At 72.4% G+C, this 17476-nt stretch carries 17 protein-coding genes; 5 read left to right on the top strand and 12 right to left on the bottom strand.

From position 1 onward, the window contains the following. The first annotated feature begins 1 nt into the window (after position 1). Entirely contained in the window at positions 2–955 is a 954-nt protein-coding gene (recX, locus tag AB0E62_RS22820; RefSeq protein ID WP_362196632.1) for a recombination regulator RecX, read from the top strand. Between the two features lie 375 nt (positions 956–1330). Further along, positions 1331–3859, top strand: a complete 2529-nt coding sequence (locus AB0E62_RS22815; RefSeq protein WP_362196629.1) for an ABC transporter permease — start codon at positions 1331–1333, stop codon at positions 3857–3859. A gap of 86 nt (positions 3860–3945) precedes the next feature. Here AB0E62_RS22815 and AB0E62_RS22810 read toward each other — a convergent pair whose 3' ends face one another. The 8 genes from AB0E62_RS22810 to AB0E62_RS22775 all read right to left on the bottom strand — a co-directional run bounded on the left by AB0E62_RS22810 (position 3946) and on the right by AB0E62_RS22775 (position 10754). After that, a complete protein-coding gene (locus tag AB0E62_RS22810) occupies positions 3946–4374 on the bottom strand; it encodes a rhodanese-like domain-containing protein (RefSeq protein WP_362196626.1) in 429 nt (142 codons plus the stop codon). Continuing rightward, positions 4371–4907, bottom strand: a complete 537-nt coding sequence (locus AB0E62_RS22805; RefSeq protein ID WP_362196623.1) for a cysteine dioxygenase — start codon at positions 4905–4907, stop codon at positions 4371–4373. Before AB0E62_RS22805 ends, AB0E62_RS22810 begins: the two co-directional genes overlap by 4 nt. 67 nt (positions 4908–4974) lie before the next feature. Beyond that, a complete protein-coding gene (locus AB0E62_RS22800) occupies positions 4975–5088 on the bottom strand; it encodes a putative leader peptide (protein ID WP_362196620.1) in 114 nt (37 codons plus the stop codon). Between the two features lie 520 nt (positions 5089–5608). Then, positions 5609–7267 (bottom strand): FAD-dependent monooxygenase, encoded by a 1659-nt coding sequence (locus AB0E62_RS22795; protein WP_362196617.1) that lies wholly within the window; start codon positions 7265–7267, stop codon positions 5609–5611. Between the two features lie 177 nt (positions 7268–7444). Then, positions 7445–8341 (bottom strand): amino acid ABC transporter permease, encoded by an 897-nt coding sequence (locus AB0E62_RS22790; protein ID WP_362196614.1) that lies wholly within the window; start codon positions 8339–8341, stop codon positions 7445–7447. After that, positions 8338–9006: an amino acid ABC transporter permease gene (locus tag AB0E62_RS22785; protein ID WP_362196611.1), complete on the bottom strand. Its 669-nt coding sequence runs from the start codon at positions 9004–9006 to the stop codon at positions 8338–8340. The genes AB0E62_RS22790 and AB0E62_RS22785 overlap by 4 nt, the downstream gene beginning before the upstream one ends. 75 nt (positions 9007–9081) lie before the next feature. Next, positions 9082–9912 carry a glutamate ABC transporter substrate-binding protein gene (locus AB0E62_RS22780; protein WP_362196609.1) on the bottom strand — a complete coding sequence of 277 codons (831 nt, stop codon included), beginning with the start codon at positions 9910–9912 and terminating at the stop codon, positions 9082–9084. Positions 9913–9977: 65 nt separating this feature from the next. Beyond that, positions 9978–10754, bottom strand: coding sequence for an amino acid ABC transporter ATP-binding protein (locus tag AB0E62_RS22775; RefSeq protein WP_362196606.1), 777 nt, complete (start codon positions 10752–10754; stop codon positions 9978–9980). Positions 10755–11050: 296 nt separating this feature from the next. On the opposite strand from AB0E62_RS22775, the gene AB0E62_RS22770 reads away from it, so the two are divergent. Both AB0E62_RS22770 and AB0E62_RS22765 read left to right on the top strand, forming a co-directional pair. Further along, a complete protein-coding gene (locus AB0E62_RS22770; protein ID WP_362196603.1) occupies positions 11051–11737 on the top strand; it encodes a response regulator transcription factor in 687 nt (228 codons plus the stop codon). A 9-nt stretch (positions 11738–11746) separates the two neighbouring features. Next, on the top strand, positions 11747–13177 hold the full coding sequence (locus AB0E62_RS22765; protein ID WP_362196600.1) for a HAMP domain-containing sensor histidine kinase: 1431 nt from the start codon (positions 11747–11749) through the stop codon (positions 13175–13177). Between the two features lie 22 nt (positions 13178–13199). Here AB0E62_RS22765 and AB0E62_RS22760 read toward each other — a convergent pair whose 3' ends face one another. Continuing rightward, positions 13200–14198, bottom strand: a complete 999-nt coding sequence (locus AB0E62_RS22760) for a TAXI family TRAP transporter solute-binding subunit (RefSeq protein WP_362196597.1) — start codon at positions 14196–14198, stop codon at positions 13200–13202. Between the two features lie 99 nt (positions 14199–14297). Here AB0E62_RS22760 and AB0E62_RS22755 point away from each other — a divergent pair, with 99 nt between their 5' ends. Beyond that, positions 14298–14708 carry a MazG nucleotide pyrophosphohydrolase domain-containing protein gene (locus AB0E62_RS22755; RefSeq protein ID WP_362196594.1) on the top strand — a complete coding sequence of 137 codons (411 nt, stop codon included), beginning with the start codon at positions 14298–14300 and terminating at the stop codon, positions 14706–14708. A 251-nt stretch (positions 14709–14959) separates the two neighbouring features. On the opposite strand, the gene AB0E62_RS22750 is transcribed toward AB0E62_RS22755, so the two are convergent. From AB0E62_RS22750 to AB0E62_RS22740, 3 genes are all read right to left on the bottom strand, one after another. Next, positions 14960–15406, bottom strand: coding sequence for a MarR family transcriptional regulator (locus AB0E62_RS22750; RefSeq protein WP_362196591.1), 447 nt, complete (start codon positions 15404–15406; stop codon positions 14960–14962). 52 nt (positions 15407–15458) lie between these two features. Next, complete coding sequence (locus tag AB0E62_RS22745) at positions 15459–15818, bottom strand: DUF6204 family protein (protein WP_362196588.1); 360 nt, start codon at positions 15816–15818, stop codon at positions 15459–15461. Between the two features lie 296 nt (positions 15819–16114). Beyond that, positions 16115–17374 carry a cation:proton antiporter gene (locus AB0E62_RS22740; protein ID WP_362196585.1) on the bottom strand — a complete coding sequence of 420 codons (1260 nt, stop codon included), beginning with the start codon at positions 17372–17374 and terminating at the stop codon, positions 16115–16117. Positions 17375–17476 lie beyond the last annotated feature (102 nt).

Genomic DNA, 17476 nt, shown 5'->3' with positions numbered 1-17476 from the left:
CGTGACACGACGAACCGACTGGGCCGAGTACGAGTACGCCACCCCCGGTGCCCCACGGGGGAGGGGCACCGGGGGCTACCCGGACTCCGCCCCGGACGGTGACGACGGACACCGGGACGGCGAGTACGGCGACAGGGGCGGACGCGGGCGGCGCCGAGGGCGACAGGAGTACGACGGCCCCGGCGCCCACGGCCCGGACTCCTACGGCCCCGATGTCTGGGGCACCGGTGGACACGGTGGCGCGCTCGGGGATGACGGTGGTCCTGAGGCGGGCGGCGCGCGCGGTGAGCCGTACGGGGGCGGTTCAGCACGCGGCCGCGGCCTCGGGAGACCCGGCGGCGCGCGGGGCGAGCGCCGTGGACGCGGCCGGCGGCGCGGTTTCGGGGACGCGCCCGGTGAGGACGAAGGCGCCCCCTCCTCGGCGAGGGACGAGCGGGGGGAGTCTTCAGGGGACCCGGCTGAGCGGGCCCGGGCGATCTGCCTGCGCCTGCTCACCGGGACCCCGCGCACCCGCAAGCAGCTCGCGGACGCCCTGCGCAAACGGGAGATCCCCGAGGAGGTCGCCCAGGAGGTGCTGGACCGGTTCGAGGAGGTCGGGCTCATCGACGACGGCGCCTTCGCGGACGCCTGGGTGGAGTCCCGGCACCACGGCCGGGGACTGGCCCGCCGCGCCCTCGCCCGGGAACTGCGGACCAAGGGCGTCGACTCGGCGCTGATCGAGGACGCCGTCGCCCAGCTCGACTCCGAACAGGAGGAAGCGACCGCCCGGGAACTCGTCGCCCGCAAACTGCGTGCCACCCGTGGCCTGGACCGCGACAAGCGGCTCCGCCGGCTCGCGGGCATGCTCGCCCGCAAGGGTTATCCCGAGGGCATGGCCCTCCGCGTCGTCCGCCAGGCACTGGAGGAAGAGGGCGAGGAGACCGAGTTCCCCGGGGACGGGGGCGGCGACTTCTGACCGGCGGGGAGAGGGCGGGGAAGAGGCGGGGACGAGTCGCGGGACGCTGAGAAACGCGCGTCTCCTGGTCGTCCGGGGGACACGAGGGCCATTGGGCCTTCGGACCGCGGGGACTTTCCGCGCCTCCGAGAGTGCGGGGACTCCCGATGAGGGCTTCCGGCAGGCCTTCATGGGGGCCTCACGGGCCGTGGGGTGCGAACGGGCGCGGGGATCGGCGCCGGCGTGGGGTCAGCCCCCGGTGTGCGGGGGTGGGGTGCCCCCTGCCAAGACGCCGGGCCGCCGCAGTGCCCTCCCGCCCCCCTACCGGCGACTCTGTACGCGCGCCGGCTCAGCGACCGACGCGTACCCGCGTACAAGAGAAGAGAGCCCGTCCCCATGATGCTGCGTTACGCCTTGCGGACCGTCCGGGCCCGGAAAGCCGGCTTCCTCGGCGCCTTCCTCGCCCTGATGTGCGCGGCGGCCCTGATCACCGCGTGCGGCACCCTCCTCGACACCGGCCTGCGCGGCACCGTCCGCACCGAGCGCTATGCCGCGACCCCCGTGTTGGTCTCCGCCGACCAGCGTGTGCACCGGACCACCGTCAAGCACAAGCACGGCAAGACCAAGGTCAAGCACAAGGCGAAGCCCATCGCCGAGCGCGCCTGGCTTCCCGGGCAGCTGCGCGACACACTCGCCCGGACCCCCGGCGTGGCCAGGGTCGTCCCCGAACTCACCTTCCTCGCCCAGCCGTCGACCCCGGCCGGCACCGGCGGTCGTAGCGGGTACGGCCATGCCTGGGACTCCGCCGCGCTCACCCCGTACCGGCTGAGCGCGGGCCACGCCCCCACGGCCTCCGATGACCTCGTCATCGACGCCGATCTCGCCGCACGGGCCCGGCTCCGGCCCGGAGACCGGCTCACCGTGCAGTCCACACGGGCCCCCCGGAGCTACCGGATCACCGGTATCGCCACCCCGGCCACCCCCGTGCGCCACCAGACCTCCCTGTTCTTCTCGGCGGCCGAGGCCCGACGACTGGCCGCCCACCCCGGGCAGGTCACCGCGTTCGGCGTGTTGCCGGCCGAGGGAGCGGACCCCGAGCGGGTGCGCCAGTCCGTGGCACGGGCGGTGCGCGGGACCACGGCCCAGGTCCGTACCGGTGACGCCCGCGGGCCCGTCGAGTTCCTGGACGCGGCCGCCGCCCGCACCCGGCTGGTCAGCATGGGCGGCGCGATGGGCGGGACCTCGCTGCTGGTCGCGGTGCTCGTGGTCGTCGGCACCTTCGGGCTCACCGTCCAGCAGCGCCACCGCGAACTCGCCCTGCTGCGGGCCATCGCCGCCACCTCCGGGCAGATCCGCGGGCTGCTCGGCCGGGAGGCGCTGATCGTCGGCGCGGTGGCGGGCACGGCCGGCGCGCTGCTCGGGCTGCCGCTGGGCGACTGGCTGTACTCCAGGTTCGTCGCCCTGGGCGCCGTACCCGACACGCTGGAGCGCACCGTCGGCGTCTTCCCGCCGCTCGTCGCTCTCGCCGCCACCCTGTTCGCCGCCTGGGCCGCGGCCCGGATCGCCGGCCACAGGGTCGCCCGGATCCGCCCGGCCGAAGCCCTGGCCGAAGCCAGGACCGAGCGCACCCGGCCCGCCCTCGGCCGGATCGCCGCCGGACTGCTGCTCCTGGCCGGCGGGGCCGTCCTCGTCGTCGTCCTCGCCTCCCTGCGCACCGAGCCCGCCTCGACGCCCGTGACCTTCCTCGCCGTCGTCGTGCTGTCGACCTCCGTCGCCCTGCTCGGTCCCCTCCTGGTCAGAGGGGGCGTGCTCCTGCTCGCCGGCCCGCTCCGGCTCACCGGGCACGGGGGCCGGCTGGCCACCGCCAATCTGCGCGGCAACGCCGCCCGCATGGCCTCCGTCGTCACCCCCCTCACCCTGCTCGTCGGCATGACCTGCACCGTCCTGTTCGTCCAGGCCACGCTGGGGGACGCCGCCCGCACTCAGGTCCGCGAGGGTGTCCGGGCCGACTGGGTCGTCACCGCGCAGGGGCCAGGTGTCCCCGGCGAGGCCGCCGAGCGGCTGCGCGCGCGGCACGACACGGTCACCGAGGTGGTCCGTACGACCGTCCGCGTCGGCCTGGACAAGTACCCCGCGCAGGGCGTCACCCCGGCGGGCCTGGCCCGCACCTGGGACCCCGGTGTCACCGCCGGCTCCCTCGGCCGGCTCGGCCCCGGGACCGTGGCCGTCAGCGAGGTGGCCGCGGAACAGCAGCACCTGAAGCCGGGAAGCGTCCTGAACGTCACGCTCGGCGACGGCACGCCCGCCACGCTGACCGTCGCCGCCGTCTACGCCAAGGGGCTCGGCTTCGGCGACCTCACCTTCGACCACGACCTCGTGGCCCACCACGTCGACAACCCGCTCGCCTCCTCCGTCCTCGTCCGCACCGGCCGCACACAGGGAGAACTCTCGACCACCCTCCGTGAGTTCCCGGGGGTGCGGATTCTTTCGCCGGCCGCCGCCGATGCCCTCCAGGCCGACCGGCAACAGACGAACGCCGAGGTCAATTACCTCGCCATGGGGCTGGTGCTGGCCTTCACCGCCATCGCCGTCGGCAATACGCTCGCTGTCTCGGTCGCCGAGCGGGTCCGGGAGTTCGCGCTGCTCCGCCTCGCCGGCGCGACCCGGCGGCAGGTCCTGCGCATGCTGCGCACGGAGACCCTGACCGTGGTCTTCCTCGCCACCTCCCTCGGCAGCGGTATCGCCCTCGCCGTGCTCACCGCGTTCAGCGTCGGGATGACGGGCCGGGCCGCGCCCACCGTCACCCCGCTGCTGTACGTCGGCGTCGTCGGGTTCGCCGGCCTCCTCGCGCTGCTCGCCGGCGCCGTGCCGGGACGCGCGGCGCTGCGGGTGCGGGCGGTGACGGTCGCCACGGCCAAGGAGTGACACCGGCGACCGCGGCCCGTACCGCTGCCCCTCGGGGCCTGCCGTTGTCCTCAGGCCGGCGCTGCCCTTCGGGCCTGCCGTAGTCCTCAGGCCGGCGCCGGCTCCACCGGCAGACCCTCCGCCCGCCACGCCTGGAAGCCGCCCACCAGGTCCGTCGCCCGGTGCAGGCCCAGCTGGTGGAGGGAGGCGGCGGCGAGGCTGGAGGCGTAGCCCTCGTTGCAGACCACCACGACGCGCAGGTCGTGTCCGGTGGCCTCCGGGAGGCGGTGGCTGCCCTGGGGGTCGAGGCGCCACTCCAGCTCGTTGCGCTCGACCACGACGGCACCGGGGATGAGCCCGTCCCGTTCGCGCAGGGCCGCGTACCGGATGTCGACCAGCAGCGCGTCACCGGTGAGAGCCGCCTTGTGCGCCTCCTGTGCCTCGATGCGCTGGTAGCCCGCACGGACCCGCTCCAGCACCTCGTCGATGCCGGGCGGCCGTCCGCCGGTTCCCTCGGTCGCCGTCGTGTCGCTCACTGCCAGTCCTCCGGGCGTTCGACCTGCTCCAGGCGCAGGACCTGGCCGGTGCGACTGTAACGACGGATGTGCGGGAGCGGCGGGTAGTAGGCGTGGACCGAGATCGCGTGTCGCTCAGTGGACTCGTTGAGCACCTCGTGCACGTGGTGGCGGCCGAAGGCGCGGCCCTGTCCGGCGGACAGCCGGCGTACGCGGTCCACGCCGTCCGTGAGCTCCAGGGTCTTCCAGCCGTCGGTGGGCAGCCGGGCGGCGAGGGAGTTCTCCGTCAGCTCGCCCGAGGCGGTGAGGAAGGCGCCGACCGAGTCGGCGTGGTCGTGCCAGCCGGTGCCGGTGCCGGGCGGCCAGCCGATCAGCCAGGCCTCGCTGCCGCCGGGACCGTCCAGCCGCACCCAGGTGCGGCCCTCCGGGTCGAGGGGGAGGGAGGCGATCAGCTCGGTGTCGGCCGCCGTACGCCGGACGAAGTCGAGGAGGTCCGCCTGCGTGGGTGCGGCGACGGCGGACACGGCGGAGGGCAGGGAAGAGGGGACAGACACGGATACCGTCCTGGAAGTTCGCGGAGACGGGCGCGCGACGGCGCCCGGTGAGGAAAGGGAGGCGAATTCAGCAGGACGGGCGACACACGCAGCCCGCGTAGCGGACGAGGTCCATGTGGACCCTCCGCCACAGGCGCACGTAGGTGTCGGTCACGATCGGGAGTACAGCATGCCGGCACATCCCGGTCAACCGGGTGTCATCCCGTGGACGGAGGGCGGGGCGCGGAATCGGCGCAGGCCGGGGGCGCATGCCTGCCAGGCGGCGCCCGGCGCGTTCCAGGGATCGGGCGCCTTGGTTCGCGGATCGGCCACCTTCGCTCGTGCCGGGCGCGGGCCCGGTGCGCACACCTTCGGAGCGAGGACGCCCGCCCTCCCCCGGAGCGCCCGGCGCGGAGCCACCGCCCAAGGCCGGAGGCGGGCCTCTCCCCAGTCGCCTCGCCAAGGCCGGAGGCGGGCTTCTCCCCAGTCGCCTCGCCAAGGCCGGAGCCGGGCTTCTCCCCAGCCGCCTCGCCAAGGCCGGAGCCGGGCTTCTCCCCAGCCGCCTCGCCAAGGCCGGAGCCGGGCCTCTCCCCAGCCGCCTCGCCAAGGCCGGAGCCGGGCCTCTCCCCAGTCGCCTCGCCAAGGCCGGAGCCGGGCCTCTCCCCAGTCGCCCCGCCAAGTCCGGAGCCCGGCTTCTCCGACCCGCCCCGCGCGGACGCCGCTCAGCGCCGTCCCGAGCCCGCTTCCGCCGTTTCCGTCTGTTCGCTCAGCCGTTCCGCGTCCGGCTCCTCCTCCGCCACCGGCTCCGCCTTCCGGGCCGGACCGCCCAGCGTGGCCTCCGCCGCCGTGTACAGGTCGGCCGGGCGGACCCCGCTCAGCGCGGCGACCAGGTGGCCGTCGGGGCGTACCAGCAGCACGCTGTGCGCCGGCGCGCCCGGGTAGCTCTCGGCGACCAGCAGCTCGGCGGGGTGCGGCAGCGCGGTCACGGCCGCCGCGAGCCGGGGCATCACCCCGGCGGACACCCAGTGCTTGCGGTCCCACACCCCCGTGCCGGGAGCGATCAGCACGACCAGCAGCGCGCCCCGGCCGAGCCGGTCCCGCAGCCGGACGAAAGAGCCGTCCTCCGCCGTGACCCGGACGTCGGTCACCTGGGCGCCGGGCGGGGTGCCGACGGCGATCCCCGCCTCCAGGCGCGGGGGCGTGAGCGGTGAGCCGGCGTACGTGCCGGGCGAGCCCAGCGCTCCGCGCCCCAGGTGGCCGTCGGTGAACTGCGCGTCGTGCCCGCGCGCCGCGCCCGGGACCATGCCGCGCAGCCCGCCGCCGCGCAGCACCGGCAGCGCCTGGTCGGCGGCGCGCAGCCGGGCGGCGATCACCGCGCGCCGCTCGGTCTGGTAGCTGTCCAGCAGGGCCTCGTGCGGGCCGTGGTGCCAGGCCGCGGCCAGTTTCCAGGCGAGGTTCTCGGCGTCCCTCAGGCCCTCGTCGAGCCCCTGGGTGCCGAACGCGCCGAGCAGATGGGCCGCGTCCCCGGCGAGGAAGACCCGGCCGGCGCGCCAGCGGCGGGCCAGCCGGTGGTGCACCGTGTGGACACCGGTGTCGAGCAGGTCGTACGCCGGTGCGTCACTGCCCGTCCAGCCCGTGAGGGTCTCGCGGATGCGGGTCAGCAGGAGCTCGGGCGTGACCAGGTCCTTCCCCGGCGGCAGCAGCCAGTCCAGGCGCCAGGCGCCGTCCGGGAGGGGGCGGGCGGTCACCTCCCCGGCCGAGGGCCCGGACGACCGCCACGGCGGCATCCGATGGAGCAACGCCTGGCCCTCCCACGGAAGTTCGGTCCGCAGTGTGGCGACCGCGTGCCGTTCCACCGCCGTACGGCCCGGGAAACGGATGTCCTGGAGCTTGCGCACGGTCGAGCGGGGGCCGTCGCAGCCGACCAGGTAACTGCCGCGTCGCCAGGTCGCCTTCGATCCGCGGGTGTGCGCGTTGACGCCGGACCGCTCCTGCTCCAGGGCGTCCAGGCGGCTGTCGGTGGCCACCTCGGCCAGCGGCTCGCGGGCGAGGGCCGCGCGCAGGGCGTCGGTCAGGATGTGCTGGGCGATGTGCAGCGGGGCGGCGGGGTCGCCCTCGGCGAAGGCGATCTCGGTCATCACCTGCTTGCGCCGGACGGACCGCCATCCGGCCCAGCGCACACCGTGCTCGCCGAGCGCCGCCCCGGTGAGCCGTTCCAGCAGGGCGGCCGTGTCCTCGCGCAGGACGACGGTGCGCGCCGGGCGGGGTTCGTCCTTGCCGGAACTCTCGTCGAGGACGACGACGGGCACGTTCTGACGGGCCAGCAGCAGGGCCAGCGTGAGTCCGACGGGCCCCGCTCCGACGATGATCACCGGGTCCATGACGCGGCACCCCCTGCTCGTGACGATGCCCTGACGGAGACAAGTGAACAGGAAGGAGGAGCGGGGTGCACGATCACAAAACGTATGCAACCCATTGGCAGAGTTCGCGTCAAGCGACCGGGGGCAGTGGCGATCAAGCCACTGCCCCCGGGTGGTGCATTCGGGTCTGACTCGCCGTCAGGCCGAGGTTCCGGTGCCCGCGTGACCCGGGATGCCGGCCATGTCGTCGACGCTCAGCATCGCGCCGGTCGACTTCTTGCGCCGCCGCAGCCGGCCCTCCAGCCAGCTCGCGAAGGTGGTCAGCGAGAAGTTGATGATCAGGTAGATCACGGCGACGATCGTGAAGGAGGCGATGGTGTTGGCGCCGTAGTAGCCGCTCATCGTGTTCGCCGCGGCGAGCAGTTCGGGGAAAGTGAGGACGGCGCCGCCGAGCGCGGTGTCCTTCACGATGACCACCAGCTGGCTGACGATCGCGGGGAGCATCGCGGTGACCGCCTGCGGCAGCAGGATGACCCGCATCACCTGTCCCTTGCGCAGACCGATCGCCATGGCCGCCTCGGACTGGCCCTTCGGCAGCGAGAGGATGCCCGCGCGGACGATCTCGGCCAGGACGGACGCGTTGTACAGCACCAGACCGGTGACGACCGCGTAGAACGGACGGTCGTCCGAGCTCACGTCGGTGTACTGGGAGAACAGCGCCTGACCGAAGATCATCAGGACCAGGACGGGGATCGCGCGGAAGAACTCCACGACGACCGCCGCCGGTACCCGCACCCACACGTGGTCCGACAGCCGCGCTATGCCGAGGACGGCGCCCAGGGGCAGCGCGATGAGCATCGACAGCGCCGCCGCTTCCAGCGTGTTCTGCAGGCCGGGCCATATGTACGTCGAGTACGCCTCGGTACCGCCGCCGAGATAGGGCTTCCACAGCGCCCAGTCCAGCTGGTTCTTCTCGTCCAGGGAGCTGTACACCCACCAGACGAGGGCCGCGAGTGCGGCGAGGAAGACCACCGTGTAGAGGATGTTGCGCCGCTTGGCGCGCGGCCCCTGGGCGTCGTACAGGACCGAAGTCATCGCTTCACCGCCACCTTCTTGCCCACCCAGCCGAGGATCAGGCCGGTCGGCAGGGTCAGGCAGCAGAAGCCGAAGGCGATGATCGCGGAGATCAGCAGCAACTGCGCCTCCTTCTCGACCATGTCCTTCATCAGCAGTGCCGCCTCGGCGACGCCGATCGCCGCCGCCACCGTCGTGTTCTTCGTCAGCGCGATCAGCACGTTGGTCAGCGGGCCGACGGCCGCCCGGAACGCCTGCGGCAGCACCACCAGGAACAGCACCTGGCTGAAGCTCAGACCGATGGCGCGCGCGGCCTCCGCCTGGCCGACCGGCACCGTGTTGATGCCGGACCGGATGGCCTCGCACACGAAGGCCGACGTGTAGACGATCAGTCCGAGGACGGCCAGCCGGAAGTTGGCCGTGTCGATGATGTCGCCGGCACCCAGGCTGATGCCCAGGGTGTCGTGCAGGCCGAGCGAGGAGAACAGGATGATCACCGTGAGCGGGATGTTCCGCACGGTGTTCACGTAGACGGTGCCGAAGCCGCGCATCAACGGCACCGGGCCCACCCGCATGGCGGCCAGCAGGGTGCCCCAGATCAGGGAGCCCACGGCGGACAGCACGGTCAGCTGCACCGTCGTCCAGAAGGCGCCCAGTACGTCGTAGTCGTCAAGAAAGTCGAACACGTTCTCCCGCGCTTCCGCGTGTAGGGATGCCCGGGTGCGCCGCCCTCACGGACGGCGCACCCGCCGGGCGTTGCCTCAGCTCTTGATGTCGCCGATCTTCGGGGCGGGCTCGTTCTTGTAGCCGGCCGGACCGAGGTTCTTGTCCACGGCCTGCTGCCAGGAACCGTCGGAGACCATCGACTCGAGGGCCTTGTTGATCTTGTCCTTGAGGTCGCTGCCCTTCTTGACGCCGATGCCGTAGTTCTCGTTCGTCATCTTCAGGCCGCCCAGCTTGAACTTGCCCTTGAACTGGGACTGCGAGGCGTAACCGGCGAGGATCGAGTCGTCCGTGGTCAGGGCGTCGATCGCCTTGTTCTGCAGACCGGTCAGACAGGCGGAGTACGTCGGGTACTTCTGGAGCTGCGCCTTGGGGGCCAGCTTCTCCTTGACGTTCTGCGCCGAGGTGGAGCCGGTGACCGAGCACAGCCGCGCCTTGTTCAGGTCCGCCGCCGACTTGATGGAGGTGTCGTCCGCGCGGACCAGCACGTCCTGGTGGGCCAGCAGGTACGGGCCGGCGAAGTCGACCAGCTTCTGGCGCTCCGGGGTGATCGAGTAGGAGGCGGCGATGAAGTCGACGTCACCGCGCTGGAGCATGGTCTCGCGGTCGGCGCTCTTCGACTCCCGCCACTCGATCTGGTCCTCCTTGTAACCGAGTTTCTTGGCGACATAGGTGGCCACGTCGACGTCGAGACCCGAGTAACCCTGCGGCGTCTTCTGACCGATGCCCGGCTGGTCGAACTTGATGCCGATGGTGATCTTCTTGCCACCGCCGGAGCCCTTGTCGTCCTTGTCGCCGCCGCAGGCGGTGGCGGTCACGGACAGGGCGAGGAGGACGGCCGAGGCGGCGGTGACCTTGCGGAGCTTCATCGTGAACATCCTTCTGAGTGGTGAGGAAAGCGTTCCTGGGGCGCGGGCGGCGGGAGCCGTGCCGGTCAGTGGTGCAGGATCTTGGACAGGAAGTCCTTGGCCCGGTCGCTGCGCGGGTTGCTGAAGAACTGGTCGGGCGAGGATTGTTCAACGATCCGCCCGTCCGCCATGAAGACGACCCGGTTCGCGGCCGACCGCGCGAAGCCCATCTCGTGCGTGACGACGATCATCGTCATGCCCTCGCGCGCGAGCTGCTGCATGACCTCCAGGACCTCGTTGATCATCTCGGGGTCGAGTGCGGAGGTCGGCTCGTCGAACAGCATGACCTTCGGGTCCATCGCCAGCGCCCGCGCGATCGCGACCCGCTGCTGCTGACCGCCGGACAGCTGGGCGGGGTACTTGTCGGCCTGGGTGCCCACGCCGACCCGGTCCAGCAGCGCCCGGGCCTTCTCCTCGGCCTGCTTCTTGTCCGCCTTGCGGACCTTGACCTGACCCAGCATCACGTTCTCGAGCACGGTCTTGTGCGCGAACAGGTTGAACGACTGGAACACCATCCCGACGTCCGCCCGCAGCCGGGCCAGTTCACGGCCCTCGTGGGGCAGCGGCTTGCCGTCGATCGTGATCGTGCCCGAGTCGATCGTCTCCAGGCGGTTGATGGTGCGGCACAGCGTCGACTTACCGGACCCGGAGGGCCCGATGACCACGACGACCTCGCCGCGGGCGATCGTCAGGTCGATGTCCTGGAGCACGTGCAACGCGCCGAAGTGCTTGTTGACGCTCTTCAGGACGACCAGTTCGTCGGACGTGGCCACGTCTTCCTTGGCCACCGTTACTTTGGTCATCGCTCTCAGGCTCCGTCCTCCTCGGGTATCCGAGGACAGTAATGAGCGGCTGTGACCTGCGTCATCACATCTGAGGGAGATCTGAGCATCACGATCCGGTAGCAATCGGACACGTGTCGTAGCACTTGCGGGCCGCGCGCGTATCGGCCGGATAACGGAAGAGACGGGCAACCTGAAGCCCCTTGACGCCGTCCTGGTCCATCGGCGTCACTGCCATGGTGCACGCACGCGTGCCCGTGATCCACAAGACAGACGGAAACCGAGACCGAACGACCGCTGAACCGGAGGGGGCCGGGTTGAGACTGCTGCTCGTCGAGGACGACAACCACGTCGCCGCGGCCCTGTCCGCCGTGCTCGCGCGCCACGGCTTCCAGGTCACCCACGCGCGCAGCGGCGAGGAGGCCCTCCAGGCGCTCGTCCCCGAGGGCAACGGCTTCGGTGTCGTCCTGCTCGATCTCGGCCTGCCCGACCAGGACGGCTACGAGGTCTGCGGCAAGATCCGCAAGCGCACCAGCACCCCGGTGATCATGGTCACCGCCCGCGCCGACGTCCGCTCCCGGATCCACGGCCTCAACCTGGGCGCCGACGACTACGTGGTCAAGCCGTACGACACCGGGGAACTGCTCGCCCGCATCCACGCCGTCAGCCGGCGCACCGTCCAGGAGGACCCCGGCGCCAGTGGGGAGACCGCCCTGCTGCTCGGCCCCGTCCGCATCGAACTGCCCACCCGGCAGGTCAGCGTGGACGGCACGGTGATCCCGCTGACCCGCAAGGAGTTCGACCTGCTCGCCCTGCTCGCGCAACGGCCCGGGGTGGTCTTCCGGCGGGAGCAGATCATCAGCGAGGTCTGGCGGACCAGTTGGGAGGGCACCGGCCGCACCCTGGAGGTGCACGTCGCCTCCTTGCGGGCCAAGCTGCGCCTGCCCGCGCTGATCGAGACCGTACGCGGCGTCGGCTACCGGCTCGTCGCCCCGGCCGCCTAGCGGGGACGGGTGCGCACACGCCTGCTTCCGCTGCTCATCGTGCTGCTGGCGGCCGTCCTGCTCGCGCTCGGCATCCCGCTCGCCGGCAGCCTGGCCGCCGCCCAGCAGCAACGGGTCGTCGTCGACCGGATGGACGACGCGGCCCGGTTCGCCGCGCTCGCCCAGTTCGTCACCGACGCGCCCGGCGGGTCGCGCCGTACCACCACGGACGAGCGCCTGGAGAGCCTGCGCAGCGAACTCGAGAGCTACTACGGCGTCTACGGCATACGCGCGGGCGTCTTCTACCGCAACGGCACTGAGGCGATGGCCAACGCGCCCGACGACTGGTCCGTCCCGCGCACGGGTGAAGTACGCCGGGCGTTCGACGAGGCGTTGCTCAGCCGGCGCAGCCACGACCCGCCGCAGGCGTGGCCCTGGCAGCGCAGCCGGCTCGTCGTCGCCTCGCCGGTGATCCGGGACGGCGACGTCGTCGCCGTCGTGGTCACCGACTCGCCCACCGGGCAACTGCGCCACCGGATCCTGCGTGGCTGGCTGGTCATCGGCGCCGGCGAGATCGCCGCCATGCTGCTCGCCGTCGGCGCCGCTCTCCGGCTGACCGGCTGGGTGCTCAAGCCGGTCAGGGTCCTGGACGCCACCACGCACGACATCGCCACCGGACGGCTCAAGTCCCGCGTCGCGGTCGCCGGCGGGCCGCCGGAACTCAGACGGCTGGCCCGGTCGTTCAACGAGATGGCGGACAACGTCGAGGCCGTGCTGGAGCAGCAGCGCGCCTTCGTCGCCGACGCCTCGCACCAGTTGCGCAACCCGCTCGCGGCGCTGCTGCTGCGCATCGAACTGCTCGCCCTCGAACTGCCCGAGGACAACCCGGAGATCGCCTCGGTCCGCACCGAGGGCAAGCGCCTCGCCCAGGTCCTGGACGACCTGCTCGACCTGGCGCTGGCCGAGCACGCCGAGGCCGACCTGGGACTGACCGACATCGGCGCGCTGGCCGGGGAACGGGTGGCCGCCTGGGCACCGGCCGCCCGGGCCAAGGGCGTGCGGCTGACCGGCGACTGCCCGCCCACCACCGGCTGGGCCGACCCGATCGCCCTGTCCAGTGCCCTGGACGCGGTGATCGACAACGCCGTGAAGTTCACCCCGGAGGGCGGCACGGTCGCCGTCGCCGTCGCCGCCGACGGCGACACCACCACGGTCGTCGTCACGGACACCGGACCCGGCCTCACCGACGAGGAACTCGCGCGCGTGGGCGACCGGTTCTGGCGCAGCGGCCGGCACCAGAACGTCAAGGGCTCGGGCCTGGGCCTGTCCATCACCCGCGCCCTGCTGGCGGCGGGCGGCGGCTCGGTCGACTTCGCCCACCACGAGCCGCGGGGGCTGCGGGTCACGGTCCGGGTGCCGCGGCAGCCGGGGAACACCGGGTCCGGCGGGGGCGCCCGCTAGGCGTACCGCACGCCGGTCGCCGTCAGGGCTTCACCGACCGGTAATAGCGCCGGGCGCCCTCCTGGAGCGGCAGCGGGCCGGTGTAGATGGCGGTGCGCAGATCGACCAGCTGGGCGGAGTGGACGTGGGCGCCGATCCCGTCCCGGCTCTTGATGACCGTGCGGGTCACCCACTCGGTCAGCCGGGGATCGACGTCCGTACGGGTCATCAGCACGTTGGACACCGCGATCGTCGGCACCTCGGCGCCCCGCTGCACGTTCGGGTAGGCGGACTCGGGGATCTTCGTGGACCGGTAGTAGCGTGCCTCCTCGCCCTGGCCGTGCAGCCGGGCGACCAGGGCGTCGTCTATCGGCACGAACCGGAAGGCACCCTTCTGCGCCAGCGGGGCCAGTCCCTTCGTGGGCAGCCCGCCGGACCAGAAGAAGGCGTCGATCTTCCCCTCCCGCAGCCGCGCCGGTCCGGTGTCGATGCCGTCCCCCGCCGGGGAGATGTCCTTGCGCGGATCGATGCCGGCGGCCCGCAGCACCCGCTCGGCTATCAGCCGCACCCCCGAATGGGGCAGTCCGATCGCCACCCGCTTGTGCCGCAGGTCCCCCACCTCGCTGATGTCCGAGTCCGGGGCCACGATGAGCTGCACATAGTCGTCATACAGCCGCGCCACCCCGCGCAGCCGCCCGGCGCCCTCGGCCCCCCGCAGCGTGTACGCCGCCACCGCGTCGGCCGCCGCGATGGTGAAGTCCGCCCGCCCGGTCGCCACCCGTTCCACGTTCTCCTGGCTACCGGCGCTGTTGAGCAGTTTCACCGTCAGCCCCGGCATGTCCTTGCCCAGCTCGGTGCGCAGCCGCTCGCCGTACTCCTGGTACACCCCCGGCGGCGTACCGGTGCTGAACACGATCGTGCCGCTCGGCGGCTTCTCACCGAGCGGCAGCAGCCACCACAACAGCAGCCCGAGGGCCACGACACCGCCGGCCGCGGCTCGCAGCGCCGTACGCCTGCCGACCCGGGGGAACCTCTTGGACATGCGGCGATCCTGCCAGCAGGGGCACGGCCCTGACCAGGGGCGCGGGCACCGCTCTCGCGGCCGGGGGGCGTTGTCGGTGCCGCCCGTTAGAGTCGCCGTATGAGTACCTCGCCCGCCCGCCTCGTCCACGAGTTCCACCGCGCCTTCGGCCTCGACGCCCGCGACACACCGACGGAGGTGGACCCGGGCCTGGCCGCGCACCGGGGCGAACTGCTCGCCGAGGAAGCGGCGGAGGTCGCCGAGGTCGCGGTCCGTGGCCCGCTGGACCGGCTCGCGCACGAGCTGGCCGACGTGGTGTACGTGGCCTACGGCACGGCCCTGGTGCACGGCATCGACCTCGACGAGGTGATCGCCGAGATCCACCGCGCCAACATGAGCAAGCTCGGCCCGGACGGACAGATCGCCCGCCGCGCCGACGGCAAGGTGCTCAAGGGGGAGCACTACCGCGCACCGGACGTCTCCGCGGTACTGCGCCGCCAGGGCTGGACACCGGGCGGCGCCGAAGCCTGACGCACGCGCACGGCCCCGTGGCACCACCGGCCGTCGCCCCGCTCCCACGAGGGGTACGCGGCCGGGTGGAGTGATGTCCTACGGGGCCGTCGCCGCCGATCGGCCGCCCGCCGGGCCGGGCGACTGGTGTTCCGGTACGTACACGCCCGTCGGGGCCGGCGGGCTTGGGGGGTGCTCTCTGGGAGCCGGTGGCGGGCCGGGGCTCGATTTCCCGTCGGTGTGGGCCCTCGGAGGCGGCGGGGCGATCTGCGTCAGCGGTTCGTCAGGCCCGTGCCGCCCAGGCGGGTCAGCAGGTCGGTGAGACGGGTGAGGTCCGTCGACGGCCAGTTCTGGACGCTGAAGATCTCGGCGGCCGTCTCCCGGGCCGTGGTCAGCATCTCCGTCAGCCGTCGTCGGCCCGTCGCGGTGAGCGCCGCGTACGCCACGCGCGCGTCCCGGGCGTCCGGCTCCCGGGTCACCAGCCCGATCCGCTCCAGTGGAGCGAGCCCGCGCGTGACCCCGGACGCCGTCAGCCCCAGCGCGTCGGCCAGGTCGACCCGGCGCATCCGGGCGCCGGGTGCCTGTGCCAGCCGGAGCAGCAACGTGAAGTCGGCGAGGCTGACGCCGTGCAGCCCGCCGAGCCGCGCGTCGAAGCGCCGTACCAGCGCCGTCTGGGCCCGCACCAGCCGTAGCGCCGCGTCCAGCGCTTCCTCGCTCATCGCGTCCGCCTTCCCTTGCCGACTCCTTGACTGCTCAAGTTTATGCCGCGGTTCAGGAGCCCGTCGCCCGCGCGGCCCGGCGCTGTCGTTTGCCCAGGGGGGCCAGGGAGAGGTCCTCCGCGGTGGTCCGCAGGCGCTTGTGGCCGTAACCGCGCTCGGTCAGCCACGAGGTGGCCGTTTCCTCGGCCCGCTCGGTCGCCTCCAGGATGTCCTCCTCCTTCTCGCCCGTGGCGGAGAACCGGAAGACGAACGCGGGCCGGGCGGCGATGTCGTAGGTGAGGTTCCCCTCGGGAGTGAACGCGGCGCGCAGGACGTCGTGTTCGGCGGCGTCGGCGAGCAGGGCGGCGCGCTGGGCTTCCGTGAGGCCGTCGAAGGCGCCGCGAACGGTGATGCGAAAGGTACGTGTGGTCATCCCGCGACTGTAGGCAGGGCGTAGCGGGGACCTCCACCCGGTTTCCGGGCGCGTCAGGGGCAGGGGGCCGGCGGATTGTGGGGGCGGTTACGGCGGGGGCGACGCGAGATGCGGACGCGACGGGGGACGGTCGGGGCGGATCCCGGGTCCCCGGGCGGTGGTGCCGGGCAGTTGAGGGGGCCCGGCCCGCGTGGGTGCCGGGGCGGCGGCAGGGTGACGGTACGCGGAATCGGGACGACGGGGCGCACTCGGCGTCGGGACGGCTCAGCGTTGGGACGGCTCAGCGTCGGGACGGCTCAGCGTTGGGTGGCCGGCGGCTGGGCGTCCCGTACGGGCAGGACGGGTTCCTGGCCGGGCAGGGCACGCGGCCGGAGGACGGCGAGCAGCGGACCGGCCATCGCCGTCGTCACGACCGCCATCACGACCATCAAGGAGTACAACCGCTCGTCGAGGACGCCGAGTTGCAGACCGGCGGTCAGAATGATGAGCTCGGTGAGTCCCCTTGTGTTCATCAGCGTGGCGAGAACCGCCGACTGGCGTGCGTCGACGCCGTAGGCCCGGGCGCTCAGGAACGCCCCGAGGAATTTCCCGCTGACCGCGACGAGCAGAATGAGCGCGAAATCCAGCCAGCCGGACCCGCCGAGGTCCGACAGGTCAACTTTCAGGCCCACGATGATGAAGAAGACCGGCTGCAGCAGCTGGCCGCTCACATCGCCGATCCGGTCGATGATGTCCGTGCGGAGCCGCTCGGTGGACTCCTTCGGCATCACCACACCGAAAAGGAACGCGCCGAAAATGAAATGCAGGCCGATCCGTTCGGTGACCGCCCCCGAGACGAGAAGCCCCGCGAGGACGACCGTCAGCACCGCCGGGGTCAGCCGGGAGCCGCCGGCGGCGACCAGCCTGCGCAGCAGCGGGCGCACCACCCAGGTCATCACGGCGGCGTACGGCACGAGCAGCAACAGCAGCCACTGGTCCCCGCCCCCGCCGCCGGCCAGGGCCACCACACCGGCGAGCATGCACCAGGCGAGCACGTCACCGATCGCCGCGCAGGCCAGCGCCAGCCCGCCGATCGGGGTGTGCTGCAGCTTCCGGTCCGTGAGAATGCGGGCCAGCACCGGGAAGGCGGTCACCGACATCGCCGTGCCCATGAAGAGCACGAAACCCAGCCGGTGGCCCGGTGCGTGGTCCTCGACCAGCAGCAGGGCGAGCAGGGTGCCGAGGCCGAACGGCAGCAGGATGCAGGAGACCGCCACGGTGGCGGCCAGTCTGCCGGTGCCGCGCAGGATCTTCCGGTCCAGTTCCAGACCCACGATGAACATGAAAACGGCCATGCCCACATCGGCGAGCGCCGTGAGCATCGGCCGTATATCGGTGGGGAACAGGAACTCCGGCAGGGAATGCCCGAGAAAAGTGGGGCCGAGCAGAATACCCGCGATCACCTCCCCGATGACCGCGGGCTGGGACAGGCGTTGTGCCACGGCGCCCAGTATGCGGGCGAGCACGATAATCAGGGCGAGATCGCAAAAGAGCGCGAACAGCTGGTTCGTAGTCATCGGTACCTGCCTCGAGGCGGGCCGCGTGTGCTGCCCGGAAGTATTGAGGTGCCGTAGACGTGCCCAGCAATGCTTTGTGGTGCGCGCCCGCGTTGTCAATGC

This window comes from Streptomyces sp. NPDC038707 (assembly GCF_040636485.1).
Lineage (GTDB): Bacteria > Actinomycetota > Actinomycetes > Streptomycetales > Streptomycetaceae > Streptomyces.
This window is presented reverse-complemented; position numbering and strand designations above follow the sequence as displayed.

Coding starts and splice junctions, on each gene's coding strand:
- AB0E62_RS22780 (WP_362196609.1), bottom strand. CDS start 9,912: ATGAAGCTCCGCAAGGTCACCGCCGCCTCGGCCGTCCTCCTCGCCCTG.
- AB0E62_RS22795 (WP_362196617.1), bottom strand. CDS start 7,267: ATGGACCCGGTGATCATCGTCGGAGCGGGGCCCGTCGGACTCACGCTG.
- AB0E62_RS22750 (WP_362196591.1), bottom strand. CDS start 15,406: ATGAGCGAGGAAGCGCTGGACGCGGCGCTACGGCTGGTGCGGGCCCAG.
- AB0E62_RS22790 (WP_362196614.1), bottom strand. CDS start 8,341: ATGACTTCGGTCCTGTACGACGCCCAGGGGCCGCGCGCCAAGCGGCGC.
- AB0E62_RS22740 (WP_362196585.1), bottom strand. CDS start 17,374: ATGACTACGAACCAGCTGTTCGCGCTCTTTTGCGATCTCGCCCTGATT.
- AB0E62_RS22755 (WP_362196594.1), top strand. CDS start 14,298: ATGAGTACCTCGCCCGCCCGCCTCGTCCACGAGTTCCACCGCGCCTTC.
- AB0E62_RS22800 (WP_362196620.1), bottom strand. CDS start 5,088: ATGTGCCGGCATGCTGTACTCCCGATCGTGACCGACACCTACGTGCGC.
- AB0E62_RS22745 (WP_362196588.1), bottom strand. CDS start 15,818: ATGACCACACGTACCTTTCGCATCACCGTTCGCGGCGCCTTCGACGGC.
- AB0E62_RS22775 (WP_362196606.1), bottom strand. CDS start 10,754: ATGACCAAAGTAACGGTGGCCAAGGAAGACGTGGCCACGTCCGACGAA.
- AB0E62_RS22760 (WP_362196597.1), bottom strand. CDS start 14,198: ATGTCCAAGAGGTTCCCCCGGGTCGGCAGGCGTACGGCGCTGCGAGCC.
- AB0E62_RS22815 (WP_362196629.1), top strand. CDS start 1,331: ATGATGCTGCGTTACGCCTTGCGGACCGTCCGGGCCCGGAAAGCCGGC.